Below are 25071 nucleotides of genomic sequence, written 5' to 3' on the forward strand. Positions count from 1 at the left end.
ATACCAGCACTTTATTATCGATAGCATATCACCAAAAGACAGCGATATGCAGTTACCGCTTATTCATTGAACCAAGATTCCCGAGCTTTCATGATGAGTTTTCCTGCGGTTTCAGTATCTAAGTCTTCGATATCTTCTAAGTCGAAGACGGCTTGTTCTGCCAAGTCATCCACCGTAATGATGTCTTTTTGAGCCATTTTATAAGCCCAACTGACTGTCATTCCTTCAAGATCTTGTAGTTCCTGACTTGGCTCTTTCATGTTCTGTTGTTTGACCAATTCGTCTGCAATAACGACTTCTTTCGCACGCTCTTGGATCATATCAATCGCTTCATCATCTAATCCTTCAATATCGTAGAAGGTTTCGACAGGTACATAAGCCACTTCTTCAATACTGGTAAAACCAATATCGACAAGCGCTTGTGCTAGGTCTTTATCCACTTCTAGGCGTTCATAGAATAGTTCGATGAATGCTTTAGATTCGTTTGCTTGACGCTGCTGATACTCTTCTTCTAGCATCATATTTAGCTTATAGCCGGTCAGCTCAGAAGCTAAGCGTACGTTTTGACCTTGTGAGCCAATCGCACGTGCTAGCTGATCATTGGTACTAAAGATAATATCAGCCGTTTGCGTATCTTCATCTAGGATGATACTGCTTACGTCTGCAGGCTCTAAAGCGCTGATGATAAATTGGGCAGGATCATCTGACCAAACCACTACATCAATACGCTCGCCATCAAGCTCTTGCTGTACTGCTTGGATACGTGTACCACGCATACCAATACAAGCACCAACCGGATCGATACGATGATCGTTGGTCTTAACCGCTATTTTAGCACGAGTACCCGGTAAGCGCGCGACGTTACGGATTTCGATAATTTGTTCTGCAATCTCAGGCACTTCTTTTTGCATCAATGCCGAGAGCATTTCAGGATGAGTACGTGATAGAAGCAACTGAGCGCCGCGATTTTCACGGTTCACATGATATAAGATGGCATTGATACGCGATTTTGCGCGCAATTGCTCACGTGGTAGCATCTGATCACGTGATAGATAACCCTCAGCATTATCACCTAAGTCAATGATGTAACCATCACGGGTTTGTTTTTTGACTTCGCCATACATCATCTCGCCAACACGTGGCTCAAAAGCATCTGCTACTAAATTACGCTCAGCTTCACGAATCTTTTGGATGATAACTTGTTTGGCTTGAGTGGCAGCAATACGACCAAACTCGATCGACTCAATTTGCTCTTCTTTAATATCACCGATTGACCATTCTTCTTGATCAAGGTCAGTAATCGCAAGCTGACAAGCAGGCATTTCATGGTCTTCATCCGCAACCACTGTCCAATAACGATAAGTATCATAATCGCCTGTTGTACGGTCAATTGAGACCCGCACTTCTACTTCCGGCTGATCGGTATATACTTTTTTCTTAGTCGAGACGACCAAAGCATCTTCGATTGCTTCAAAGATATCTTCAGGATTTAAGCCCTTCTCGTTACTGACAGTTTCTACTACCGTTAAGATTTCACGACTCATACTATGCCTGTCCTATCATTTTTTAATTGACTTAAATTTTATAATTTTTGACTTACTCTATATTTTCACCATCAGCCATCTAAACTATTAGACTAACTGCGTTTATACACTAAAAGGTCTAATAGCGAATAGATTAAGTATCTTCATAAATTAAATTGGCTTTATCAATATTGCTTAATGCAATCTCAAACTGCTCACCATCAATGGCAGTCAGCTTTAAAGAGGTGGCATCGATACTGTTTAGAGTACCAGTTGCTTTACGGCGTTTTTTATCACCTTCACCAATCGCTTGTATCAAACGCAAGCTCACTGTCTGACCGACATAAGCATGCATTTGCTCATCTGAAAAGAACGCACGGTCAAAACCAGGTGAAGAGACTTCTAAAATAAACTCACCGGAAATCGGGTCATGAACTTCAAGAATACCGCTCACTTGGTGATTCACTGCTGCACAGTTTTCAATCGTTACTTGTTTATTTTGAGCTTGCTCTTCTGGCAATGCCTCAATATAAATGCGTAACAAAGAGCGATTGCCCTGTGGTGCAAACTCTATACCCCATAGTGCCACATCGCAAGCCGCGACGGCAGGGGCAATGATATTAGTCAATTCTGTAACTTTGGTCGAAAGCTTCATAATCTATTTATATTTTCCTATTCACTTATCTATCTTACTTAATAAATCCTGCTGAAGTTTTTCTTCATCATTATTTAATAAGAACCTATCGTTATTTAAACCACAGTGATTGTCTTATGCTTAAAGCATAAACACAAATGATATCTACCGGGTATTTATATCAGGGTAAGCTTAACAAATATCAAGCTCAGCCGCGCTATGCTTTTATTACTTATAAAGCAGTACTATCGATAAAAGAGTGAGGAATAAAAGATAGTGTGCTTAAGTATCATCGCGCCATGAATGACATGTGATGACAAGCTTCTATAAATGGTATCGCACTCTATAGACATAGAGCTTAGCATAAGTAGGATAGATATCGCGATTACACAGACCGCCAGATACAAAAAAACCCACAAGCATAATGGTGGGCTAATTGTTACTGACAAATTTAGTGTGCAAAACATCAGTATAAAAAGTGGTAGCGGGGGCTGGATTTGAACCAACGACCTTCGGGTTATGAGCCCGACGAGCTACCAGACTGCTCCACCCCGCATCAATCTAGAACGCGTATTATAGGGAGGTTTTATAGTAGTGTCAATCTTTATTTAAAAATAATTTAAATTAAAAATCTTAGCTATTTTGAACGACTCACTTAATACGATACAACTTTAAAACTTGGTGCGATTGGGGGGACTTGAACCCCCACAGCTTGCGCCACCACCCCCTCAAGATGGCGTGTCTACCAATTCCACCACAATCGCATTACTCTAACTGTTCTCTCTATATTCTCAATACCCATTATAGTTGACGCGTAAGGTAAGCATCAAAGGTCTAAGACTTGTAAAAACAGAAAAAGCATTGTAAATGTAACGCTTTCAAATAGCAAGGGCTGCCTACTTAAAAAAGTAGAGTAACAGCAGCTACTGAGGATTTTGTGTCAAAGGCCGCGGCGTTTGTGGTGCTGAAACCGGTGCATCTAGACGAAACTGATCTTCTGCTTGCTTACGAGCATGGACCGCAAGGGTCATACTAGTGATAAAAAAGATGGCGGTCAATACGGCTGTCGCGCGTGTTAAGAAGTTGGCAGTGCCCGCTGCACCAAATACTGTACCTGATGAGCCGGCACCAAAAGAAGCCCCTGCATCTGCCCCTTTACCATGCTGTATCAAAATCAAGCCAATCATGGCAATCGCCACGATAATATGCAGGGCTAATATAAACGTAAACATGGTGGCCTCTTTTGCCGCGTAATGACGACTGATAACGAAAAACAAATCGTATGGTGTAATAGTGATAAAGATTGGCGGTAAATGTTGCCATATCGATGATATAAATAGGGCGTATTGTACACGATTGCAAGGGGACTGTTAAACCCACTTTTGCCAACTGATAAAGACATTTTGTGAATAACAATTACAATAAAGACTCACGTTTTTATCATATCTATCAAGAATCTACTAGATACTGGCTTGGCTAAAAGCGGTGGCAATCGTCAGAAAGCTGTCAGCTTTCAATGAAGCACCGCCAACTAAAGCGCCATCAATCATAGGATCAGCAGCAAAGCTATTAGCATTATCAGCATTGACACTACCGCCATACAAAACCGTCATATTAGACAATGAGTCGGCAAATCCTGCCAATGTTTGCTTGATATGCTTATGAGTGGCGCTGACTTCTGCTACCGTTGGCACTTTACCTGTACCTATTGCCCATACTGGCTCATAAGCAATAATGAGACGAGTCGGTAATGCATCAATAAGTTCTGGCTGCTGTGTAATGAATTCTTTGATAACTACTAACTGATTATCAATGACTGTAAGAGTTTGCTTAGTATCATATTGCTCTTGGCTTTCACCAATGCAAAATACCACGCCTAAATCTTGTGACAACGCATGAATCATTTTTTGCAATAAAGCATCGTTAGATTCTTGATGATACTGACGGCGCTCTGAGTGACCAAGGATTGTCCAAGTCGCTCCAGCATCGACTATCTGCTGCGCTGAACATTCACCTGTATAGGCACCAACACTGGCACTATGCCCACTAACGTCTTGAGCTGCACACAGTATTGAGGTGTCTTTTAGGCGACCATTCACTGCTGCTAAATGTATCAAGCTTGGTGCTACCATTATTTGACAACGCGCGGAGTTATCGTGGCTCATTTGCTTGGTTGTACTAATAGCAGCGCATAAGTCGTCCAGTAGTGCGTTTACATCATGGCTCGTTGCTGGATTCTGCTTCCAATTTCCAATTACCCAAGCTTGCATTCTTCTCTACCTTGTCTTATATATGGCTGCCAATATGGCTAATATGCGCGCAAGTATAACAAATATTTCACAAGTGCTATAGTATAGTGCGCCCCAAATCAAAACTGACCTTTCAACCGTTGCTTTAGTAACTATTGCTGAATAATTATTTTTGATTAGCCAATCGAGCCCTACACTCTATAAAACCTTTGCGCTCACGTAAATCCCTATATGATTTTCTCAATATAGGATAAAGTGCAGACAATCGATTTTTTTATCTCAAACCCGTATTTAAAATAACTATTTTAATAATTAGCTCAACTATCAACGATAGAATGGCAATAAGTAAAACATGGTGAATAGCCTGCTATTTAGGTAAATATATCGCCTACCAGATATCGAGCAAGGAGAAGTCTTAATGTCTATCACAACCAGTAAATACGGTGGCTTAGCACAGCAGCTGATTAGCGAAGGTATCGTAAGCGAAGCGCATATGAAAGCGGCGCAGACTGATTCGCAGCAGCAGCAAGTAGGACTGGTCTCTTATCTGGTAGAGCATAAGCTTGCCAATGCCTATCAATTGGCTCAAATGCTATCGCAAGCATTCGGCGATCCTTTATTTGATCTTGATGCGCTCAGCTCAGAGGTCATCCCAAAAGACTTGGTCGACGAAAAAATCGTCCGTAAGTTTAATGCTTTACCAATGTTTAAGCGTGGGCAACGCTTATTTGTGGCACTGAGTGATCCGACCCGTATCGATGCGATTGATGCTATTGCCTTTAACTCTCGCTTGTCAATTGAAACCGTTGTAGTCGAAGAAGATAAGCTTAAAAGGCGTATTGAAAGCTTCTATGCTGATAGCATGCAGAATTTTGATAGCTTTTCTAATAGTGATTTGCATATTGGCTTTGATGAGAATCAAGAAGAAGATGACGGTGAGACCAAAATCTCTGATAGCGTCGAGGAAGCACCGGTCGTCAAGTTTGTTAATAAAATGCTAGTAGATGCCATTCGTATGGGTGCGTCCGACTTACATTTTGAGCCCTATGAAAAAAGCTATCGAGTGCGCTTTCGAGTTGATGGGGTCATGCAAAAAATGGCCAACCCGCCCGTACAACTTGCGGGGAAAATTGCTGCGCGTTTAAAAGTGATGTCACAAATGGATATCTCAGAGCGCCGGGTGCCACAAGATGGTCGTATTAAGCTTAAGATATCTAAAGATAAGGCCATCGACTTTCGGGTAAGCTGCCTACCTACCTTGTTTGGTGAAAAGCTGGTTTTGCGTATTCTAGATCCCTCATCAGCCATGCTTGGTATTGAAGCGTTGGGCTATGAGCCTGACCAACAAGATATGTTCTTGGAGGCGTTACATAAACCGCAAGGGATGCTTCTTATCACAGGTCCTACTGGCTCTGGTAAAACCGTCTCACTTTATACTGGTATTAATATCTTGAATACTGGTTCGACCAATATTTCGACTGCTGAAGATCCTGTCGAAATTAACCTTGAAGGTATTAATCAGGTCAACGTCAATCCAAAAGTGGGATTGACTTTCTCCACCGCCCTTAAGTCTTTCTTACGCCAAGATCCTGATATTGTGATGGTTGGTGAGATTCGTGATCTTGAAACTGCTGAGATTGCGATTAAAGCGGCACAAACAGGCCATATGGTACTTTCAACCTTACATACCAATTCAGCGCCCGAAACGTTAACGCGATTACGCAATATGGGTGTCGCTTCCTTTAATATTGCCACTTCCGTGAACTTGGTCATTGCTCAGCGATTGGCACGGCGCTTATGTAAAAACTGTAAAAAACCCATTAGTATCCCACGTCAAAGTCTGCTTGAGCTTGGTTTTACAGATGCAGATTTGGACAATACAGACAATATCATCTACGAGCCAGTCGGTTGTAATGAGTGCCGTGAAGGATACAAAGGACGTGTTGGTATTTATGAGGTGATGAAAGTCACTCCAGATATTTCACGTATTATCATGGAAGATGGTAACGCGATAGATATCAAAGATGCGGCGCTAAAAAACGGTTTTAGAGACTTACGTCGCTCTGGTGTTTTAAAGGTTTTACAAGGCGTCACCAGTATTCAAGAAATGATGCGCGTGACTTCTGAATAGCATATTTGGTTGAAAAGATTGGTAAAGATATTGCTTTGAGTAAATTTTATTATTTCCGTACAGCTTGTTGTTCAATAACTATTAAACAATAATAAGTAGTAGGAAAAATAAAACAGATAAACACTGGTATTTTGCGCTAAAATAAAGTATATCCGCTTAAAACAATGGGTTAACTACGTTTTATAGCAGGCATTCTCTATATTGGACTATATCAGACCATTTTTTGAAGGAAGGGACATGGCAAAAGCTAAGACCGACATGCTGTTAGACTTTGTCTATGATGGGGTAAATCGGCGCGGGCAAAAGGTAAAAGGTGAGACGACCAGTCGTAGCTTAGAGCTTGCCAAAGCCACGTTGCGCAAACAAGGTATTACGGTTAAAGGTATCAAGAAAAAGCCAAAACCCTTATACACCTTTAAGAAGTCCATCAAGCCTATCGATATTGCTATTTTTGCACGTCAATTGGCAACTATGATGAAAGCTGGGGTGCCATTGACTCAATCCTTTGAGATTGTCGCGGACTCTCTAGATAATCCGAGTATGAAAGACTTGGTATTACAAATTAAAGCCGATATTGAAGCTGGTGGTACTTTTGCATCGGCATTACGTCGCCATCCCCGCTATTTTGACGATCTTTTTTGCTCGCTTGTTGATTCTGGCGAGCAGTCAGGTGCGTTAGAAACCATGCTAGAGCGAGTTGCGACTTATAAAGAGAAAAGCGAGCTGTTAAAAGCTAAAATTAAAAAAGCTATGAAATATCCTATCGCGGTCGTTGTAGTTGCTATTATTGTCACCATTATTCTGCTTGTTAAAGTCGTTCCAGTGTTTGCTGATTTATTTAGCTCTTTTGGTGCAGAATTACCTGCTTTTACCCAAATGGTCGTAGGTATGTCTGAGTGGATGCAAGCATGGTGGTTCATCTTAATTGTATTTATTGGTGGCGCAATTATCGGCTTTTCAGAAGCTAAGAAGCGTTCAAAGAAATTTCGTGATGTCCTAGACCGTGCGGTATTAAAAGCCCCAATATTTGGCAATATCGCTTACCAAGCGGTGATTGCGCGTTTTGCTCGTACGCTGTCTACAACTTTTGCTGCCGGCGTACCGCTTATTGATGCGCTCGATTCAACTGCTGGCGCGGCCAATAATGTAGTATTTTATAACGCTATTCAGCAAATCAAAAATGACGTCTCTACGGGACAACAATTACAGTTTTCCATACGTTCAACCAATTTATTTCCAAGCCTTGCTATTCAAATGGTAGGTATCGGTGAAGAGTCTGGTAGCTTAGAAGAGATGCTCGATAAAGTAGCAGTCTATTATGAAAACGAAGTTGATAACGCTGTTGATGGTTTGACCAGCTTGATGGAGCCGCTTATTATGGCGGTACTTGGCGTATTAGTTGGTGGTTTGGTCATTGCCATGTACTTACCAATCTTCCAGATGGGCTCAGTAGTAGGTTGAAAGCTAATTAAAGGACAGCTAATTCATGCAATTTATACAGTTACTACAAGAAAATATGACCATTGCTTTGGTCGTATTTGGTCTACTAGGGCTGTGCGTCGGTAGCTTCTTAAACGTGGTAATTCATCGCACTCCATTGATGATGGTATCGGCTTGGCGAAAAGAGTGTAGCCAGTTTATGTATGAGCAAGCAGATATGCCGCGTGAGCATACGATGCCACTAGTTAATATTGTTGCCACTGATACACCTATTACCTTAAGTAAACCAGCATCGCGCTGCCCGCACTGTGCCCACAAAATTAAGTGGTATGAAAACATACCTTTAATTAGCTGGATAGTACTACGCGGACGTTGCTCAGAGTGCAAAGCGGCTATCGGGCTTCGATATCCTATCGTTGAGCTGGTCACTGCTCTGCTATCTGCACTAGTCATTTATCATTTTGGCGTTAATATGGTAGGGCTGTCGGCATTAGTTTTAGTCTGGACACTCATCGCCTTAACTGGTATCGATTTTGATACTCAGTTATTGCCTGACCGCTTAACTTTTCCATTAGCAGGGCTAGGATTGGCGGTCAATTCACAAGGTTGGTTTGTGCCCCCTACTCAGTCGATATGGGGCTTGTTATTGGGATTTTTATCGTTATGGATAGTGGTCAAGATATTTTATTTAATCACCAAAAAGCATGGCATGGGACAAGGCGACTTTAAATTATTGGCAGTACTGGGTGCGTGGCTTGGACCTATGATGTTACCCTTGATTATTTTATTATCATCATTGCTAGGCTCCATCGTTGGGCTTATCTTGATGAAAAAGCAAGGCGAGAGCAAACCTTTTGCCTTTGGTCCTTATATTGCTATTGCCGGTATTGTGGCGTTGTTATACGGCTCAGATATCGTTAATTGGTATTTAGGCATGTATACTTAAGCAGTAGTCACTTCTCAATCAGTTATCTTAACCTTTCATTGAGTACAGTCATTATCCTTCTATCAGTCAGATAAGTCATCATTATGTCAAAATACGCAGCAGCACCTTCACCTTATTCGCATCAGCCGCAAACGCCTGAGCATAAAAGTAAAACATTGGTAGTAGGTTTAACGGGTGGTATCGGCAGTGGCAAATCAGCCGCCAGCGACTGGTTCGCACAGCAGGGAATCGATATTATTGATGCAGATGTCATTGCACATGAAGTGGTGGTCAAAGGCAGCTCAACATTGCGCAAGATCCAGAGGAAATTTGGAGATTGGGTGCTAAATGCTGATGGTGATATGGATCGCGCCGCTGTACGAACCCATGTGTTTACTTACCCTGATGCTCTAATTGAACTTGAAGCGATTACCCATCCCGCGATACGCGAAGCTGCAAAAAAGCAATTGGCAGAGAGTACCTCGCCGTATGTGGTGTTGTCAGCGCCGCTATTAATTGAAGCAGCAGAAGCCGGGCTTGCCAATTTATGTCAACGTATTTTGGTGATGGATGCTACAGAAGATACCCAGCTTGCGCGTGCCAGTCAACGTGATGCGCTAAGCGTGCAAAAAATTAAAGCCATTATGGTCAATCAATTAAGCCGTGAACAGCGTAATCGTCATGCGGATGATGTGGTATTAAATGAGAGTGATCTTGCGGCGCTATATCTACAATTAGAGCCGCTCCATCAAGACTATCTTAAGCTTGCCCAGCAGCTAAAGTTCGCTGCCGATTAATCTCATACAAAGCCATACCTGTCGCCACACTGACATTCAAGCTTTGTAAGTTGCCATGCTCGTTACCTGACATCGGAATATACACCAGCTCATCGCAGCTTTCTGTTGTCAGGCGACGCATCCCCTCACCTTCTGAACCCATGATAATAGCCGTCTTACCAGTCAGATCTGCAGCATGGATTGGTTTGGCATTGGCATTAAGAGCGGTACCAAACACAAAAACGCCGGCATTTTTAATTTTTGTCAGCGTGCGTGCCAGATTGGTTACGCTAACAATAGGCATCATTTCAGCCGCGCCGACTGATACTTTGGCAACCGTTGGCGTCAAGCTAGCTGCATGATGTTTCGGACAAATGACTGCATCGACACCCATGGCTACTGCTGTACGCAAACAAGCGCCAAAATTATGGGCGTCCGTAATTTGGTCTAGTACCAGTAACAAACAATCATCTCGACCAGCAAGCGTATCTAGCAAACCTTCATCAGCAAAGCCTAAAGGACGGGCGTTTAGCACTACGCCTTGATGTTGCGGGCTACCACACAGCTGAGTAAGTTTGTCTTTTTGCGTTGGTTGAATACTGATGCCATTATCACGTGCTTGCGCCATAATAGACTGTACATGACTGTCAGTCTCACGCCCTTGCTGTACAAACAAGCTCAGTCCATCAAGAGGACGGTATTCGAGCAAGGCATCAATGGCATGAATGCCATAAAAATAGGTAGGTTTTGCCATAATAGGCCTATTGATTATAAAGTGGGTATTGCACAGTGTTATAAAAAATATGCAATAAAAATAGAGATGTGTAATTGTAGCAATTAATGACCAGCTTCATCTAAATAATGTCAGCAAAAAAAAGAAATAAACCTGATAAGATTTATTTCTTTGGAATCATTGGCTTTTGGCTTCATCAATTATCTAACGACACTTTAAGGCGTATTAGCCTTCTAAGTGACAGATATACTGAACGATCTGTTCTGTGCGTAAATTGAAACCACTATTACCTTCAACCACGAATGACTGTCCTGCGCGGTAGTAGCTGAACTCCTCTTCCCCATTTATTTTGACTTCGCACTCACCGCTAGTGATTTCAATACGTTCAGATGTATTGGTACTAAAGTGATAATGCTCGACCAAATTATCACAAGGCAAGATAACACCTAATGTTTTATGACGACCGTCCTCGAACATAATGGTATGGCTTGAGCAACGACCATCATAGGATATCGTGGCTTGAGCATTGACTGTTACATTAGTAAATTGCGCCGCTGTCATAGTGGCTTCCTTATCAAATAATTATTGCCAACTAAAAAACCAAATTGAATGTGTAGATAAGCAAATGCTTAGATAAGCGTTGTTATATCTACCTTTTACCATCGACTCTAAATCATTTTTACTTTGCTGTGCGCTGATTATAGAATTGATTTATCTTATAGGTTTAAAAATAACCATTTATTACTGATACTTACTGACAAACAGGTTTGTATCATGTCCTACAAGCTAACTGCTCTGTCGTAGAATGCACGAAAATCTGGTGGTAAGAGTTTATCATTATGTGAGATTATGCTACCACATTATATCTATAAAGTTTGTTACAGCGGCAGGAAAGTTCCGCTTATTATGATGGCTTTAAGTGATGTTATTGATTACCTTTAATATTTGTATTTAAGATTATTTGCCACCATACTATTTGCCAATTGCATTTATCTATGTTGCAGTATGAACTGAACCGATTCATTCCTTTATTTAACCTATTGTAGAGATAACCTCCTTGTACGACATTACATCGTATTTGAGGTTTGTTGTCTGTCATGAGAGGCGTTGATGCTAGTATCATTAACTTTAAATCAGTTTGCGTTAATTGCTCAGCATGAGCTGAGTGTGGCTGAAGGCTTCAATGTCATCACTGGTGAAACAGGCGCTGGCAAATCGCTATTACTCGATGCGCTGTCTTTATGTATCGGCGAGCGCGCAGACAGTGCGATGGTCCGGCATGGCGCGGCGCACGCGGATATCTACGCGCAATTTGATGTAGAAAACAATAGTATCATTGCTGAATGGTTTGCCAAAAATGAGCGGGCGTTAGAAGAGCCAGATGTATTGATTCGTCGACAACTCAGTAATACAGGGCGCTCAAAAGCATGGTTAAATGGTACACCTGTCAGTTTGGCTGAGCTTAAGAGTTTGGGTGCATTGCTGGTCAATATTCATAGTCAACATGCTCAGCAGGCGCTACTCAAGCCACAATTTGTAGTGCAATGGCTAGATGAAATGGCACAGATAACTTCTCTTGCTACGCAGACCTCAAGTAGCTATCAAGCTTATCAGCAACTTAAACGCCGCGCTGACGATCTCGCTAGCCGTGAAGCTCAGCGCCAAGATCGTATTCAACTGTTGCAAAGCCAGTTAGCAGATATCGCACCGTTATTGGTCGTTGATTATGCTGAAGTAGAAGCAGAACACGAAGAATTATCCAATATTGAAGCACTAATGATTGAGGCCAGTCATGGCTTGCATTTACTCGATAATGATACCGATGAGCCCGATATAATGACCTTGCTCGGGCAAGCAATTAAACTATGCGATAATCAAATGAACGTGAGCCAAACCTTTGAGCAAGCCTCAGAACAGCTACATTTAGCGCAGCAGCAAATCACTGAAGTGACTGGCTTATTGTCAGATTATGCTGAGCAGCAATTGCCTGACCCTGAGCGTTTGCAGTCATTAGACAGTTTAATCAGTTTAGGTCATCGCCTATCACGTAAGCATAACTTGCCAGCGAGCGACTTGATTCATGAAGCAAAAGGCTGGGAAGCGCAATTAGAACAATTAAAAAACGAGCCAAGCAGTGATGCAATGGCGGCACAAATTGAGCAAGCATGGCAAGAGTATATAGCACTAGCAACTGAGCTAAATAAAAAACGGGCTAAAGCTGCCCCGATTGTCAGTAAACAGCTGATTAAGCAACTACAGCCGCTTGCCCTACCTAATGCACGTTGTGAATTCGTTTTTACCAAAAAGACCGATGTCAGCCAATATAATGGACAAGGCTGTTATGATATAGACTTATTATTCAGCGCCAACGTCGGTATGCCGATGCAGCCGCTACACAAAATCGCTTCAGGCGGTGAGCTATCACGTATGGCGCTAGTGATGCAGGTCTTGCAAGCGACCAATGCAGATAATAATGCGGCAAAACCTATGCTAGTCTTTGACGAAGTCGATGTTGGTATCAGTGGTGGTACGGCACAAGTGGTGGGTGAGCTGTTGCGCGCCCTTGGGCAAACGCAGCAATTACTCGCCATTACCCACCAAGCCCAAGTCGCTGCGCAAGCGCATCAGCATATCTTGGTACAAAAACACCATGACGAGCAAACTGAAAGTGAGCTTGTCATCTTAACCGAGAGTGCGCAAGTAGATGAGCTGGCACGTATGTCTGGTGGTGTTATTATCACCGATGTCACTCGTGACCATGCGCGCAGTCTATTGAGCGATGTTAAATGATCATTGATTGACCACCATAAACACCTTCTGACGGCTAAATCCTTGCTTTAGTTGATTTTTTATTCATTATCGCCATATAGTGGTGTCAGCTCTGTTATTTTACCTTTATTAGTAGGTTGCATTTGTCTCTATGTCCAAAGCCAATTTGACCCATCATTTTTTAATCGCGGCGCCTGAACTGTCAGACCCACGGTTTGAGCAGGCGCTGATTTATATCTGTCGTCATGATAAACACGGTGCACTCGGTCTGATGGTCAATCGTCCATTAGAGCAGGCACGCGTGGGAAAACTGCTAGAAGATCTGGATATTGAGGTTACAAACGCACAGGTGATGGAAGATCTGGCATTAGAAGGTGGACCTATGTACCCTGAGGTTGGCTTTGTACTGCATACAGGGCAGCCAGAATGGGCATCCTCATTTGCCATCTCAGAAAATGTCTGCATCACTACCAGCCAAGATATCCTCAAACGTATTGCAGCCGGTCAAGGCGTTGGTCATTATCAGCTCTGTTTAGGTCATGCCAGCTGGGGTAAAAAACAGCTCGATCGTGAGCTTGCTAACGGCGACTGGCTGGTATGTCCTGCTGATTTAAACTTATTGTTTGATACGCCTTTTGAGGAACGTTGGCAAATGGCCGCCGATAAGATTGGGGTTAATTTTGATTATTTAAGCAGTGACATCGGTCATGCTTAATCTCATATGCTGAACGAATACAGAACTAAAAATAGGAAACATCCCTTATTATGGTAGATAGCATTCTTATAAAAGATAGTACTGACACTAGCGTTGCTGAGCCAGCGATCAAGCCACACCTTATCTTAGCCTTAGATTATGGGGTTAAAAAAATGGGCATGGCACTCGGTAATAGCTTGACAGAAACGGCGCGTGCCTTTGATATCTTGGCGATGAATAATGGGCAACCTGATTGGGATAATCTACTCGGGATTATCAAGGTTTGGGGCGTGGCAAAGGTAGTAGTCGGACTGCCGTTAAATATGGACGGTAGCAGCTCTATGCTGTCAAAACGCGCACATAAATTTGCCCGTCGTCTGGCACATAGAATCATGGAGCAGCATTTACATGTCATCGTATCTCTATGCGATGAGCGCCTAACATCGGTCGCCGCGCGTGAGATAGCATGGGAAAATGGCTGGATTAAACATGAGCGCGCTCCGATTGATGATATCTCTGCCTGTATTTTAATGTCGACCTACTTTGCTGATCCTCATAGCAGTATCGCCATCGACGCCATCAAAGCAGATTAATTGAGCATTAGCTTTCTTTTTAATGTCCCATCAATACCTGATATAGTCGGTTCTACATAAAAGAAATACAAATGTTATCAATCACTACTGGGGTTAATTTTCCTTGCTTGCTGTGCCTACGCAGACAGAGGCTGCGAATAATTAACCCCAGTAGTTCTGTACCCTTTTAAAAGTGAATCAACTGTACCTCTTCAATCCAAACGAATAAATGACTGATTACTATGACCACTGTCTCAGACCACTCTTTGCACAATAGCTCGCGACATGGTTTTGCACCGCTTGCTATTGCGCGTATCAAAGGCGCCCAACGTGTCAACCAAATAGCCGTCTATCTCATTTATGCCGCTATTATTGCTTTTATGGTTTTTGGCACCATTGCTAGTATCAAAGCCTTTCATGACAATCAGCTCCTGTATCAACTATTCTACAACTTACCTTATGCTTTGGTGGCACTGACCATTCCATTGACGCTATATAATGCCTTTATTATCTATCGCTATCGTCTCAATCAAACCTCGATGGTTATTATGACCATTGGTGTCTCAAGTATTATCCTGATCGGCGGGCTGTTATTTGCCGATACGGCTTGGTTAGGATTGGCATCGTGGCTCGGTGTGGCTTTTTTATTTAAGGTAAGCTTTAAGCGCTTCTTTAATTTCTTAGCCCTAGCCGACTTACCTGAGAATAATAACAGCACTGAAAATAATAAAATTATTACCCCTACTGATGCAGAAAATACGCTTTTATAAAATCGTTAGTAAACAAGTATTCAGCTACCAAACTTATCTATTAGGTTTATAAAACAAAATATGACGACTTCAATATTAGACACGACTATTCACCATCATCTAGATACTCAAGGGCTGATTTGTCCTGAGCCAGTCATGATGCTACATAAGACGATTCGTAAAGCGGATGGCGGCGATGTGATTGAGATATTAGCCACTGATCCTGCCACTACGCGTGATATTCCTAATTTCTGCCGGCACTTGGGACATACCCTTGTCCATCAAGAAACGCTAAACGATGCGCCAACCTATCGTTATTTAGTCAAGAAAAAGAGCGCTTAGCGCAATATATAATGCAGAAATATCTTTGCGTTATAAAAAATACATCATTCACATCTGAAAGGTAGGTCGCGTGTTAGCAACAGAAATACAGTACGTGCAATGGCACGAAAATGAAACCTTACATCAGGCCCGCTGGTTGTCTCAAAGCAATCATGTGCCGCCTGCACGTATTGTTATGGTCGACGACAAAACAACAGCCGATGAGGCTTATCGCTTGGCTTGTGCTGGAACGTCAATGCTGTGGCGCGGTGATTTTAATAATGCAAGGCAACTACTGCAAGCCATCACTCGACGCATTGACCGTGCGAATGAGCGTTCTGAGCAGCGTAAAATTAATAAAGAAGCTAATAAAGAAGCTAATAAACCTGCTAAGTCTGCTAAATCTACAGATGAGGCTTCAGCATCCTCTAAAGACATCCCTAATCTTTTTCATCAGCAACGCCAAGTCCAATCTCAGCGTTCACGCCTATTAAGCCGTTTATTATTAGAGCTTGATGCCGGTTATGTCAGCCAGTTACGCCGCGCCCCTGATGTCAGTGCTGCTTGTACCGCTGCTTTTGGTGAGTTGAATGAGTCATGTCTACTCTCATTTCGTGACCTGCAAGGTGCCTTAGGTGCGGCAGGATGGCGCGTAAAAGGGGTGGCAATCGAAAATTTGGGTTTATCAATTTTCCCGCATTATGGCGTCTTTGCACCGACTCGTCATGAGTATGTACAGCTGTTGCTCGATGCACCGTTGCCAGCAAGTTATGATGTTGCTTTTGATATCGGTACCGGAACCGGTTTGCTTGCTATTATTCTGGCGCAGCGCGGTGTGAAGCAAGTGATTGCGACGGACTTAAATCCGCGTGCATTAGCCTGCGCTAGTGACAACCTTACACGTTTAGATTTACCTGCAGTGCAATTGCAGCAAGCAGACTTGTATCCGACTGATGCGCCACTGGCGAATTTACTGGTCTGTAATCCACCTTGGTTGCCTGCCAAGCCAACCTCGCCCTTAGAATTCGCCGTCTATGATGCCAATAGCACGATGTTGCGTGGGTTTTTGCAAGGCGCAAAGCAACATTTAGCTGAGCAAGGAGAGGTCTGGTTGATTCTGTCAGATTTGGCAGAACATTTGCAGTTGCGCAGCCGCGATGAATTATTGGGCTGGTTTGCTAATGCTGGTTTAGAAGTAAAATACCGTCTAGATACCCAACCTAAACACGGTCGAAGCCAAGACGATACTGATCCGCTATTTGCAGCGCGTAATGCGGAAGTTACCTCGCTATGGTGTTTGGTACCTGTTAATACTTAAAATATAAAAACGACTTTGCCAAATTTTATTAACTGATAGTCAACTTAAATATAAAAAATATCATTTATATCCACTTGTAATTTCTTATACCACTGCCGAGTATGTCTTATGAGCCGCGACCGTGCCGTACAGCAGCGCCAACCAAAAGCGCTGGCCGTAGATGATGAACCGGCTTATATAACCGAATTTCGTCAAGCAATGCTGGCTCGTGGTTTGGCCACGCGTACCCGTAACGCCTATGTGCGTGATTTGCGCTCCTGCGAATTGACCAATTATACGGCATTAACGCGTTGGCAGCCCGAAGATGTGCTGCACTGCCTGTCTATTCTTACTCAAGATGGCAAAACGCCGCGTACGCAAGCACGCATGCTTTCAAGTTTGCGTCAGTTTTATCTGTGGATGATTGCCAGCAACCTACGTGAAGACAATCCTTGTGAGCGTATTAAAAGTCCAAAACTTGGTCGTCCACTGCCAAAAGATTTGGCAGAAGCTGACGTCGATAATCTCCTTGCCGCGCCCGATAGCAGTACTGCGCTAGGGCTACGTGATAAAGCCATGTTAGAGGTACTTTACGCTTGCGGTTTGCGCGTTAGTGAGTTGGTTAACTTGTCTCTTGAACAAGTGAATCTAAACTCAGGCTGGCTACAAATCACGGGGAAAGGCAATAAAACCCGCTTAGTGCCTTTAGGGGAATATGCAGCAGATGCGCTTGAAGATTATTTGACGCATGGACGTGGTGATTTGATAGCCCATTTAAAAGCAGGAAATTGCCAAGCAGTGTTTTTGACCGCCCAAGGTGGCTATATGACCCGGCAAAACTTTTGGTATCTGCTAAAGAAGTACGCCAAAGTTGCCAGTATTGATAAAGAGCTGTCACCGCATACCTTACGTCATGCTTTTGCTACTCATTTACTCAATCACGGTGCCGATTTACGGAGCGTACAGTTATTATTAGGGCATAGTGATTTATCGACGACGCAGATATATACCCATGTGGCGACGGCTAGATTGCAAAAACTCCATGCTGAACATCATCCAAGGGGTTAGCTTAATGATCTACGAGATATTATTACCAACATAAAAACCTATGAATTAAAGCAAAAAAACGGCAATATTATAATAATACTGCCGTTTTTTCATACTTAATAGAAACGTAATCTTGCTTATATGCTATAGCGATAATGAGGACAAGCCTGCATATTCTGTGCCTTTTGATAGTACATAACGCTTACTGGTTTCCCCATCCGTTAAGAAGCCACCAAACGTCTGCGATACAGCGCTAAATAAAATAATACTGACAGCAGACAATGCTTCTTCAGCCAACTCTGTGGTATTTAATAGCTCTTTGGCTTTGGCCACACTAATCACAGCACAGCTTTCATTTTCACTAAGACGAGGCTTGGTCTCTTCATTATAGTTTTTATAACAAAAAGCGATAGACACATATTCATCACAACCAGATAGCTCAGCCAGATAAGCTTTATCGATAGTTTTTACTGCTTCCACACATTTGACACCCGGCTGTTTTTTGAGAGGCTTAATACGCTTACTATGTACAATATGAATAAATGTTTCTTGCGCTGGATTTACTTTCGTTTTGATTTTAGACTTCATATTTAAGCATCCTTTCTAATTAAGTAAAGCTTGGTGAGTTTAATCTTAGTAAGCTGGTACAACTCCTAGTATGACCGTAATTCTTCATATCAAGAAGACACTAGAATAAATAGTTGACCAATTAGTTAGCTTTATTAGTATTCCATAGCTTTAATAAGGATGCTATAGCATTTACGATATAAATGCGTAAACGGGTAACTTCAACCTGACATAAATCTGACAATCGTTCCTATCAAATACTCCTCCTTTAGTGCCCATCACAATTTCCACTAATACGTAGCTGCAAATCTTCCCTTTTATCGTTACAATACTCATCATAATGTGCACCCTGTTCGTTTGAGCAATGCACCACCTTTTACTTATCCATAATCCGAGAACTCCATGAGCCATAGACCACCTAGCGATCTATTAGAAAAAGCCAAATACTGGCGCGAAGATATTAATTTTCGCGAAGACGTACTCGGCAAGCCGTTTGATTTTGCGACCACGTGGGGTATTTTTTCACCACAAAAGCTCGATGACGGTAGCTTGATGTTACTTGATTATGTGGATTTTCAGGCGGATGATGACTCGATAGATTTGGGCTGTGGCTACGGCGTTCTGGGTATGGCAGCAGCGCGCGAATGTCCTAATGGTCAGCATACTTTGATTGATAAAGACTTTATGGCAGTAGAATATGCGCGCCTTAATTGTGAAAAGAATGGTCTAAAAAATGTCGATGTACATTTATCAAATGGCTTTAATCACGTGGCAAAAGACAAAGACTTTAGTCTTGTGATGTCAAACTTACCAGCCAAAGTAGGCAAAGAGCAGCATTACCTTTATTTCCTAGATGCTCATGCGCGTATGCGTAAAGGTGGACGCTTTTACGTGGTGACGATTAATGGCTTACGTCAATTTATGAAACGCTCATTTACCGAAGTCTTTGGTAATAGCGAAAAGGTAAAACAGGGCAAGACTTATACGATTACCATGGCAACCAAAGATTAAACGCTAGAATCAGACAAATAAAAAGCACGCTAAATTATAAGGATTTAGCGTGCTTTTTTATGGCTAAACTTTTAGATTTACATCATTTTGAGAGTTACATCTGCCGTTTCAGTAAATATCCACCCAACAATGCACTGGCAATAATTGGCAGTATCACCATCATTAGTGGCGAAAATCCCGTTGCTAGTGAAACAAAACCGACCAAATCCTGCACATAACTAAATAGCAGCCCAAATAATAATGCCACGACAATTCGCAAGCCGAGACTGTGCGTACGCAATGAGCCAAAGACAAACGAACAGGCGACAATCACTAGTGACAGAATGGATAAAGGTGATAATAGCTTTTGCCAAAACGCCAACTCATGACTTAAAGAGCGAGTGCCTTGCTGACGCATAAATTGACGATGCTCATAAAGTTGCGTAAGAGATAAATCTTCGGCTTGACGCGTGAGCAAATACACAGACTCAGGGGCAAACGGTAAACTCAATGTGTCTGTGGGCGATATGGCTTGGCTACTTTCAAAGCCTTGATTAATCATCAGCTTGGTCATATTGTTCAGCTGCCACTCATAACGATATTGCTCGCTCGGTTTGCTGCTAGCGGTAGCAAGCGCCTCGCGCCCGATATATTGTCCGCCCTCAGCATGAATGGCGGTTTGCAAGTTGCCGTTATTATCTAAGTGCCAACGCTTTACCTGACCGATATTCCCTTTGACATCAGCATAATCGATATACAAGATATCACTACCATCCGGCTTGGCACTGCCGTCTTTTGTATTCTCAAAGCGTGGTTGCACTGTCCAGTAACCACGTACTGAAGTTACTAACGAGCTGTTATCCTCACTATTAATCTCATTTGCCAATTGATTGGAATACGGCAACACAAACTGGTTAATGAATAATGCTAATACTACAAAAATCATAGCTGGCTGCAATACCCAACTGACGATTCGATAAACGCTAATACCAGCAGCTCGCATGACGACCAGCTCACTGTTATTGGCCAGCAAGCCCAAACCAACGACCGCACCCAATAATGCCCCTGTTGGGATAAATTGCTCTAAAAAATAAGGTGAGCGATAAAAGATATATCTGATTGCCTCTCCCATCGTATAGCTATCATCTAGCGAATCAAGCTCAGATAAATAAGAGAATACCAGCTGTAATGCCCACAACCCTATAACTGCGGCTATAATCGCCAATAAAGCATTTGTCTTAACGTAGCGGCTAAGCACTTTGAGGTTAGTCGGTTTTGGGCTAAGTAGCGATTTAGCATTTGGCAAATTCGGCTTTGATGATTTAGAGAATAGAGCACTCATTAGGATTGCCCTCCTTGTGAGCTACTATTTTGATTGTCGGCAACCGTCAAAAGCTCATTCTCCGGCTTGCGGAAGCGCAATCGGTGCTGCACGCGGCTACCCCAATTCATATACAGTGCCAATGCCATAAACCCTAAGATGAGCCATGCATAAGCCCAAACGCTTACACTGCCTTTACCGACAGCATTTTTGAGCGAGATGATACCGAGCGCGCAGCTGACAAACAGTAAAATAGAGGGAAATAGGCGTAACCAACGACCTTGACGTGGACGAACTTGCGCCAGTGGTACGGCGAGCATCGGCGCAATAATCATCAGCCATGGTAACGATAAACGATAACCAAGCTCGCCTTGGGCCGCACGCATGGCATTATTACTGCCCACTTGCGCATTGCCTGTTGCCGCTTGCCATAACGGTCCAATCGCTTGCGTCTCGATATTGTCTTCAGTGATGACTTCTTTCGACGACTCCGTCAAGGTAATACGATAGCGATCAAAACCTACTTGATTGTATTTCAAGCTACCAGCCCCGACTTCATAACGGCGACCTTGGAACAAATCCAATTGGGTTATGCCACTATTGCCCGTATCTACTTGTTCAGCACGTTTGGCAAGCGTAATCGTGTCTTTGCTAATATTATTACTGGCAAGCGCTGTGGGCAATTCTGGAATATTAAGCTGTTCGGTAGTTTCGACATCGATGTTATTTTCAAGATCCATGGCACTATTTTTAGCAGTATTATTTTTAGCCCCACTGCCCTTTTTTTCAGGCTCAGACTGAATCAATATCACATCTTGTAATTGTTTTTTATCATCACTTAAACTGCCCACATACAGATGATAATTGCCACTGCTAATAAATTGATTAGGGCGAATTAAGTCAAAGGCGCTGGTCAACGCTTGCTGTTGCCAGACATTCTCAGATGAACGCACGCCCCATGGCTTACCAACGATGGATAATGCTGCCTCACCAACGAATAATGCCAAAATTAATGGCGTCATCAAGCGCCCAAGCCGACCGCGCGACACGCCACTGGCATTAATCACTGCCATTTCTTGGTCAACATACAGGCGCCCAAATACCAGCATTAACGCAATAAAGAACGCCAATGGTAGGATAAGCTCTAAGAAATACGGTAGGTTATAACCAATGATGGTAAACAGCAAACCAATGTCTAAATTACCTTCAGCTGCGATACCAAAATAGCGTATCAAACGTCCGCCAAGCATCATCACCACTAAAAAACCCAAGACTAATGCGGTCGTTGAGGCAACTTGTTGGGTCATATAGCGGCGTAATATCACAGTAGGCACTCTTAGCGGTTGTAGAAGTTGGCGTTCGTGCGGTTCATCGCATCTGTATTGATAAGGACAGTTAAGCTTGATCAGAGACGATAGGCATAACCGCTAATGCTAGCATATTTCTAGAAAAAATAGCGTGGAAATGTGTTTGGAAACATTACCTAGCCGTTACCAATAACGCATTTATTACTCATTCATTAACAGGGTTAAATTGGGACGTAACTGCGCTATTTAAAACCTAATCGCACTATATAAGATATAAGCGCTTTAACTCAGGCATCACGATTAAGTCTCTCATGCATGCTTTCTAACTGAATTTGTGTACTGTACGTATCACGTACTGAATACTATCAGCATTAGTTGTTAGTATTTAACGTTAGTTAACATTCAAAATTATTTAAGATTTAGCATCTATACTTATATCGCTTACTAATTAACGGAGCATAAAATGTCTATTCCCTCTACCTTACTTGGATTAGCTGGTGGTCAATTTAATGAGATTGATTGGTCAAATTGCGCTATCGTCATGATTGATTTTCAGAATGAATATGTTGACGGCGCGATGCCGTTAGGTGATGCCGGTAGTAAAGCCACTGCGAACGCGCGCCTGCTACTCGATAAAGCTAGGAACGAAGCTATTCCGATATTTCATGTTACTCATCACGGGCAGGATAATGACAAAATTTTCAATCCATTATCATCGAAAGTAGATATTATTAATAGCCTGCAGCCTATTAATGACGAAAAAACCATTGTTAAAATGCACCCTAATGCATTTTATGATACCGAGCTGCAAGCGCTAATAAAATCGGCTGGTAAGCAACAAATTATTTTTGCAGGCTTTATGAGCCATATGTGCGTCAGCTCAAGCGTCAGAGCAGCCTTTGATTTGGGTTTTGAAAATTTCGTGTGTCATGATGCTTGTGCCACGCGCGATCTGCCTAGTGTTGCAGGACAAGTCATAACGGCTAGTACTGTGCATGATAGTGCGATGGCTGCACTTCAAGATAGATTTGCCGCTCTAGTAGCGACTGATAAGTTGACTAACAGCTAACGACAGACCCTAGAGTAATGCAAGAAATAGCTCCAGAAACATTACCTAACCCTTGCTAACTGCGTACTGTGTGCCGATATGCTACACTACTATGCTTGCTTGATAGGCGTGCTATTTAAGATAGGTAGCAGTTAGAATAACCTACCGATTCAAATACGTTAGCAGTTAAAATTTGATATCTTTTTAAATTTGACACCTTACTGTATTCACGTTTTTAAAAAAATGCATTCATCTAATAAGGATAACAATATATGAATATTAAATTAACGCAAAGTTTACCGAAAACCCATACACAAAAAATTCTTAAAAAAGAAGCTAAAAGTAAAGACGCCGCTTGCCTTGTCGTCTTAATCGATGATAAGAAAAACATCTTAGCTGAGTCGGTATTGAGTGATTATCAAACCCGTATTGAGCAATTGATTGAAGTATCGCACTTTAATGGCAAAGCTTGTGAAACCGTTGCTGACTATGCGCTGGCTGGCGATAAAAAAACCACCAAAGAAAATCCAGTACAGCTGTTATTGGTCGGTGTGGGTAATGTTGATAAATTGCGTCATAGCGTTCTAGAAAAAATTGCCAATACCATTTATAAGAGCACGCAAAAGCGTGTTGACTCTATCACTGTTGCGCTGGGCGATAGCTTAGAAGAAAACCATTTTAGTCAATTCGCGCTGAGCCTACTGGCAGCAAGCTATCGTTTTGACAAGTACAAATCTGAGCAGCAAACGCCTGTTTTAACGGACATCTACTTATTGGCAGAGCCATCTTTAGAGGAATCGTTAAACTTTGCACAAGCGGTCTTTACTGGTCAAAGCTTAACCCGTGACGTCGCCAATGAGCCAGGTAATATCTGTTTCCCAGCGTATATGGCTGAGCAAGCACAGGAACTGGCAGCCACTTATCCTGACCTCTTAAAAGTCACCGTATTAGGTGAAAAAGAGATGTCAGCATTAGGTATGAACTGCTTCTTATCGGTCGCGCAAGGCTCGACCAAAGAGGGCAAGCTGGTGTTAATGGAATATCGTGGCAAGTCTAATTTTAGCGTCAATGCTGATGGTGATACTAGCAAAGCCACTACCAACAGCGCAAAAGTAGCTGGTGGTTTAAAAGCATTGGTTGATAAGTTACCAACCAATGCTGCTAGCAAAAAAGTCGCTAAAAACGCGAAACAAGATAGTAATGACGATGTGCAAGTTGCAAATGACGACTCGCCTATCGTATTGGTTGGTAAAGGCGTCACCTTCGATTCAGGTGGTATCTCAATCAAACCGGGTGCGGCGATGGATGAGATGAAATTTGATATGGGCGGTTCTGCTGCGGTACTCGGTACCCTAAAAGCATTATGTGAAGCGCGTCTACCTATCAACGTCGTCGGTGCGCTAGCTTGTGCTGAAAATATGCCATCAGGAGAGGCAACGCGTCCTGGCGATATCATCATAGCAATGAACGGTAAGTCAGTTGAGATATTAAATACCGATGCTGAAGGTCGTTTAGTATTGTGCGATACCTTGTGCTATGTACAGAAGTATTATCAGCCAAAAGCCATCATCGATGTCGCAACCTTGACTGGTGCTTGTGTGGTTGCACTAGGTCACGTCCGCTCAGCAGTCTTTAGTAATGACGAAGATGTGTTGTTTGACTTAGAAAACGCGAGTCATTTATCAGGTGATCTTATCTGGCACATGCCGATGGATGACGAGTATCAAGCGCAGATTGACTCGCCTATCGCTGATATTCAAAATATCGGTGGTAAAGGTGCTGGTGCTGTTACTGCCGCATGTTTCTTATCGCGCTTTATAGAAGAAGGCCAAGCATGGGCGCATTTAGACATCGCTGGTACGGCATGGATTTCAGGTCAAGACAAAGCTGCGACTGGTCGTCCTGTACCGTTGTTTATGCAATATTTGAGAAATAGTGCAAACATGGCATAACTTATTAATGAAAACCAATTAATGAA

The 25071-nt window shown here is 42.6% G+C and carries 23 protein-coding genes and 2 tRNA genes; 14 read left to right on the forward strand and 11 right to left on the reverse strand.

The annotated features are described in order from the left end of the window. Positions 1-59: 59 nt before the first annotated feature. From nusA to tpiA, 6 genes are all read right to left on the reverse strand, one after another. Positions 60-1544 (reverse strand): transcription termination factor NusA, encoded by a 1485-nt coding sequence (gene nusA, locus VLA57_RS07315; RefSeq protein WP_011512448.1) that lies wholly within the window; start codon positions 1542-1544, stop codon positions 60-62. Between the two features lie 133 nt (positions 1545-1677). Further along, positions 1678-2178 carry a ribosome maturation factor RimP gene (gene rimP, locus VLA57_RS07320; protein WP_333954734.1) on the reverse strand — a complete coding sequence of 167 codons (501 nt, stop codon included), beginning with the start codon at positions 2176-2178 and terminating at the stop codon, positions 1678-1680. A gap of 458 nt (positions 2179-2636) precedes the next feature. Beyond that, positions 2637-2713 (reverse strand) — tRNA-Met (locus VLA57_RS07325). Positions 2714-2836: 123 nt separating this feature from the next. Further along, positions 2837-2921: transfer RNA gene (locus VLA57_RS07330), tRNA-Leu, on the reverse strand. A gap of 159 nt (positions 2922-3080) precedes the next feature. Then, positions 3081-3389: a preprotein translocase subunit SecG gene (gene secG, locus VLA57_RS07335; RefSeq protein WP_011512446.1), complete on the reverse strand. Its 309-nt coding sequence runs from the start codon at positions 3387-3389 to the stop codon at positions 3081-3083. A gap of 228 nt (positions 3390-3617) precedes the next feature. Then, positions 3618-4427 (reverse strand): triose-phosphate isomerase, encoded by an 810-nt coding sequence (gene tpiA / locus VLA57_RS07340; protein WP_333954735.1) that lies wholly within the window; start codon positions 4425-4427, stop codon positions 3618-3620. A 397-nt stretch (positions 4428-4824) separates the two neighbouring features. On the opposite strand from tpiA, the gene pilB reads away from it, so the two are divergent. The 4 genes from pilB (at position 4825) to coaE (ending at position 9699) form a co-directional block, all read left to right on the forward strand. After that, positions 4825-6537, forward strand: coding sequence for a type IV-A pilus assembly ATPase PilB (gene pilB, locus VLA57_RS07345; RefSeq protein ID WP_333954736.1), 1713 nt, complete (start codon positions 4825-4827; stop codon positions 6535-6537). A gap of 237 nt (positions 6538-6774) precedes the next feature. Further along, positions 6775-7998: a type II secretion system F family protein gene (locus VLA57_RS07350; protein WP_011512443.1), complete on the forward strand. Its 1224-nt coding sequence runs from the start codon at positions 6775-6777 to the stop codon at positions 7996-7998. Between the two features lie 25 nt (positions 7999-8023). Beyond that, positions 8024-8923, forward strand: a complete 900-nt coding sequence (locus VLA57_RS07355; RefSeq protein ID WP_333954737.1) for a prepilin peptidase — start codon at positions 8024-8026, stop codon at positions 8921-8923. An 83-nt stretch (positions 8924-9006) separates the two neighbouring features. Further along, positions 9007-9699, forward strand: coding sequence for a dephospho-CoA kinase (gene coaE / locus VLA57_RS07360; RefSeq protein ID WP_333954738.1), 693 nt, complete (start codon positions 9007-9009; stop codon positions 9697-9699). Here coaE and rlmB read toward each other — a convergent pair. Together rlmB and ppnP are read right to left on the reverse strand one after the other, a co-directional pair. Continuing rightward, positions 9662-10432 carry a 23S rRNA (guanosine(2251)-2'-O)-methyltransferase RlmB gene (gene rlmB / locus VLA57_RS07365; protein WP_011512440.1) on the reverse strand — a complete coding sequence of 257 codons (771 nt, stop codon included), beginning with the start codon at positions 10430-10432 and terminating at the stop codon, positions 9662-9664. The genes coaE and rlmB overlap by 38 nt on opposite strands. A gap of 204 nt (positions 10433-10636) precedes the next feature. Continuing rightward, on the reverse strand, positions 10637-10972 hold the full coding sequence (gene ppnP, locus VLA57_RS07370) for a pyrimidine/purine nucleoside phosphorylase (protein ID WP_011512439.1): 336 nt from the start codon (positions 10970-10972) through the stop codon (positions 10637-10639). Between the two features lie 549 nt (positions 10973-11521). On the opposite strand from ppnP, the gene recN reads away from it, so the two are divergent. The 7 genes from recN (at position 11522) to xerD (ending at position 17881) form a co-directional block, all read left to right on the forward strand. Continuing rightward, positions 11522-13201, forward strand: a complete 1680-nt coding sequence (gene recN, locus VLA57_RS07375) for a DNA repair protein RecN (protein WP_333954739.1) — start codon at positions 11522-11524, stop codon at positions 13199-13201. A 130-nt stretch (positions 13202-13331) separates the two neighbouring features. Next, positions 13332-13895 (forward strand): YqgE/AlgH family protein, encoded by a 564-nt coding sequence (locus VLA57_RS07380; RefSeq protein ID WP_201530591.1) that lies wholly within the window; start codon positions 13332-13334, stop codon positions 13893-13895. A gap of 50 nt (positions 13896-13945) precedes the next feature. After that, positions 13946-14467: a Holliday junction resolvase RuvX gene (ruvX, locus tag VLA57_RS07385; RefSeq protein ID WP_333954740.1), complete on the forward strand. Its 522-nt coding sequence runs from the start codon at positions 13946-13948 to the stop codon at positions 14465-14467. Between the two features lie 221 nt (positions 14468-14688). Continuing rightward, positions 14689-15216: a hypothetical protein gene (locus VLA57_RS07390; RefSeq protein ID WP_333954741.1), complete on the forward strand. Its 528-nt coding sequence runs from the start codon at positions 14689-14691 to the stop codon at positions 15214-15216. Positions 15217-15276: 60 nt separating this feature from the next. After that, a complete protein-coding gene (tusA, locus tag VLA57_RS07395; protein WP_020442453.1) occupies positions 15277-15537 on the forward strand; it encodes a sulfurtransferase TusA in 261 nt (86 codons plus the stop codon). 70 nt (positions 15538-15607) lie between these two features. Then, positions 15608-16834: a class I SAM-dependent methyltransferase gene (locus tag VLA57_RS07400; RefSeq protein ID WP_333954742.1), complete on the forward strand. Its 1227-nt coding sequence runs from the start codon at positions 15608-15610 to the stop codon at positions 16832-16834. 108 nt (positions 16835-16942) lie between these two features. Beyond that, entirely contained in the window at positions 16943-17881 is a 939-nt protein-coding gene (xerD, locus tag VLA57_RS07405; RefSeq protein WP_333954743.1) for a site-specific tyrosine recombinase XerD, read from the forward strand. A gap of 123 nt (positions 17882-18004) precedes the next feature. Here xerD and VLA57_RS07410 read toward each other — a convergent pair whose 3' ends face one another. Beyond that, complete coding sequence (locus VLA57_RS07410) at positions 18005-18448, reverse strand: hypothetical protein (RefSeq protein WP_333954744.1); 444 nt, start codon at positions 18446-18448, stop codon at positions 18005-18007. A gap of 381 nt (positions 18449-18829) precedes the next feature. On the opposite strand from VLA57_RS07410, the gene VLA57_RS07415 reads away from it, so the two are divergent. Then, positions 18830-19438, forward strand: coding sequence for a class I SAM-dependent methyltransferase (locus VLA57_RS07415; protein WP_020442451.1), 609 nt, complete (start codon positions 18830-18832; stop codon positions 19436-19438). A 94-nt stretch (positions 19439-19532) separates the two neighbouring features. On the opposite strand, the gene lptG is transcribed toward VLA57_RS07415, so the two are convergent. Both lptG and VLA57_RS07425 read right to left on the reverse strand, forming a co-directional pair. Then, positions 19533-20759, reverse strand: coding sequence for an LPS export ABC transporter permease LptG (gene lptG / locus VLA57_RS07420; protein ID WP_333954745.1), 1227 nt, complete (start codon positions 20757-20759; stop codon positions 19533-19535). Next, positions 20759-22045, reverse strand: a complete 1287-nt coding sequence (locus VLA57_RS07425) for an LPS export ABC transporter permease LptF (RefSeq protein ID WP_333954746.1) — start codon at positions 22043-22045, stop codon at positions 20759-20761. The genes lptG and VLA57_RS07425 overlap by 1 nt, the downstream gene beginning before the upstream one ends. Positions 22046-22508: 463 nt before the next feature. On the opposite strand from VLA57_RS07425, the gene VLA57_RS07430 reads away from it, so the two are divergent. Both VLA57_RS07430 and VLA57_RS07435 read left to right on the forward strand, forming a co-directional pair. Next, the gene (locus VLA57_RS07430) at positions 22509-23114 is read left to right on the forward strand and encodes a cysteine hydrolase family protein (protein WP_333954747.1); all 606 of its coding nucleotides are present in this window, start codon (positions 22509-22511) and stop codon (positions 23112-23114) included. Positions 23115-23365: 251 nt separating this feature from the next. Continuing rightward, on the forward strand, positions 23366-25045 hold the full coding sequence (locus VLA57_RS07435) for a leucyl aminopeptidase (RefSeq protein WP_333954748.1): 1680 nt from the start codon (positions 23366-23368) through the stop codon (positions 25043-25045). Positions 25046-25071 lie beyond the last annotated feature (26 nt).

The sequence above is a fragment of the Psychrobacter sp. S4(2024) genome, assembly GCF_036861305.1.
In the GTDB taxonomy this organism is placed as follows: Bacteria; Pseudomonadota; Gammaproteobacteria; order Pseudomonadales; family Moraxellaceae; genus Psychrobacter; species Psychrobacter cryohalolentis.

Excerpts from the sequence above, each read along its gene's own strand:
- VLA57_RS07355 (WP_333954737.1), top strand. The coding sequence starts at position 8,024 with ATGCAATTTATACAGTTACTACAAGAAAATATGACCATTGCTTTGGTC.
- VLA57_RS07415 (WP_020442451.1), top strand. The coding sequence starts at position 18,830 with ATGAGCCATAGACCACCTAGCGATCTATTAGAAAAAGCCAAATACTGG.
- nusA (WP_011512448.1), bottom strand. The coding sequence starts at position 1,544 with ATGAGTCGTGAAATCTTAACGGTAGTAGAAACTGTCAGTAACGAGAAG.
- ruvX (WP_333954740.1), top strand. The coding sequence starts at position 13,946 with ATGGTAGATAGCATTCTTATAAAAGATAGTACTGACACTAGCGTTGCT.
- tusA (WP_020442453.1), top strand. The coding sequence starts at position 15,277 with ATGACGACTTCAATATTAGACACGACTATTCACCATCATCTAGATACT.
- xerD (WP_333954743.1), top strand. The coding sequence starts at position 16,943 with ATGAGCCGCGACCGTGCCGTACAGCAGCGCCAACCAAAAGCGCTGGCC.
- rimP (WP_333954734.1), bottom strand. The coding sequence starts at position 2,178 with ATGAAGCTTTCGACCAAAGTTACAGAATTGACTAATATCATTGCCCCT.
- tpiA (WP_333954735.1), bottom strand. The coding sequence starts at position 4,427 with ATGCAAGCTTGGGTAATTGGAAATTGGAAGCAGAATCCAGCAACGAGC.
- VLA57_RS07390 (WP_333954741.1), top strand. The coding sequence starts at position 14,689 with ATGACCACTGTCTCAGACCACTCTTTGCACAATAGCTCGCGACATGGT.
- secG (WP_011512446.1), bottom strand. The coding sequence starts at position 3,389 with ATGTTTACGTTTATATTAGCCCTGCATATTATCGTGGCGATTGCCATG.
- pilB (WP_333954736.1), top strand. The coding sequence starts at position 4,825 with ATGTCTATCACAACCAGTAAATACGGTGGCTTAGCACAGCAGCTGATT.
- recN (WP_333954739.1), top strand. The coding sequence starts at position 11,522 with ATGCTAGTATCATTAACTTTAAATCAGTTTGCGTTAATTGCTCAGCAT.
- rlmB (WP_011512440.1), bottom strand. The coding sequence starts at position 10,432 with ATGGCAAAACCTACCTATTTTTATGGCATTCATGCCATTGATGCCTTG.
- VLA57_RS07435 (WP_333954748.1), top strand. The coding sequence starts at position 23,366 with ATGAATATTAAATTAACGCAAAGTTTACCGAAAACCCATACACAAAAA.
- VLA57_RS07430 (WP_333954747.1), top strand. The coding sequence starts at position 22,509 with ATGTCTATTCCCTCTACCTTACTTGGATTAGCTGGTGGTCAATTTAAT.
- VLA57_RS07425 (WP_333954746.1), bottom strand. The coding sequence starts at position 22,045 with ATGACCCAACAAGTTGCCTCAACGACCGCATTAGTCTTGGGTTTTTTA.
- VLA57_RS07350 (WP_011512443.1), top strand. The coding sequence starts at position 6,775 with ATGGCAAAAGCTAAGACCGACATGCTGTTAGACTTTGTCTATGATGGG.
- lptG (WP_333954745.1), bottom strand. The coding sequence starts at position 20,759 with ATGAGTGCTCTATTCTCTAAATCATCAAAGCCGAATTTGCCAAATGCT.
- ppnP (WP_011512439.1), bottom strand. The coding sequence starts at position 10,972 with ATGACAGCGGCGCAATTTACTAATGTAACAGTCAATGCTCAAGCCACG.
- VLA57_RS07410 (WP_333954744.1), bottom strand. The coding sequence starts at position 18,448 with ATGAAGTCTAAAATCAAAACGAAAGTAAATCCAGCGCAAGAAACATTT.
- coaE (WP_333954738.1), top strand. The coding sequence starts at position 9,007 with ATGTCAAAATACGCAGCAGCACCTTCACCTTATTCGCATCAGCCGCAA.
- VLA57_RS07380 (WP_201530591.1), top strand. The coding sequence starts at position 13,332 with ATGTCCAAAGCCAATTTGACCCATCATTTTTTAATCGCGGCGCCTGAA.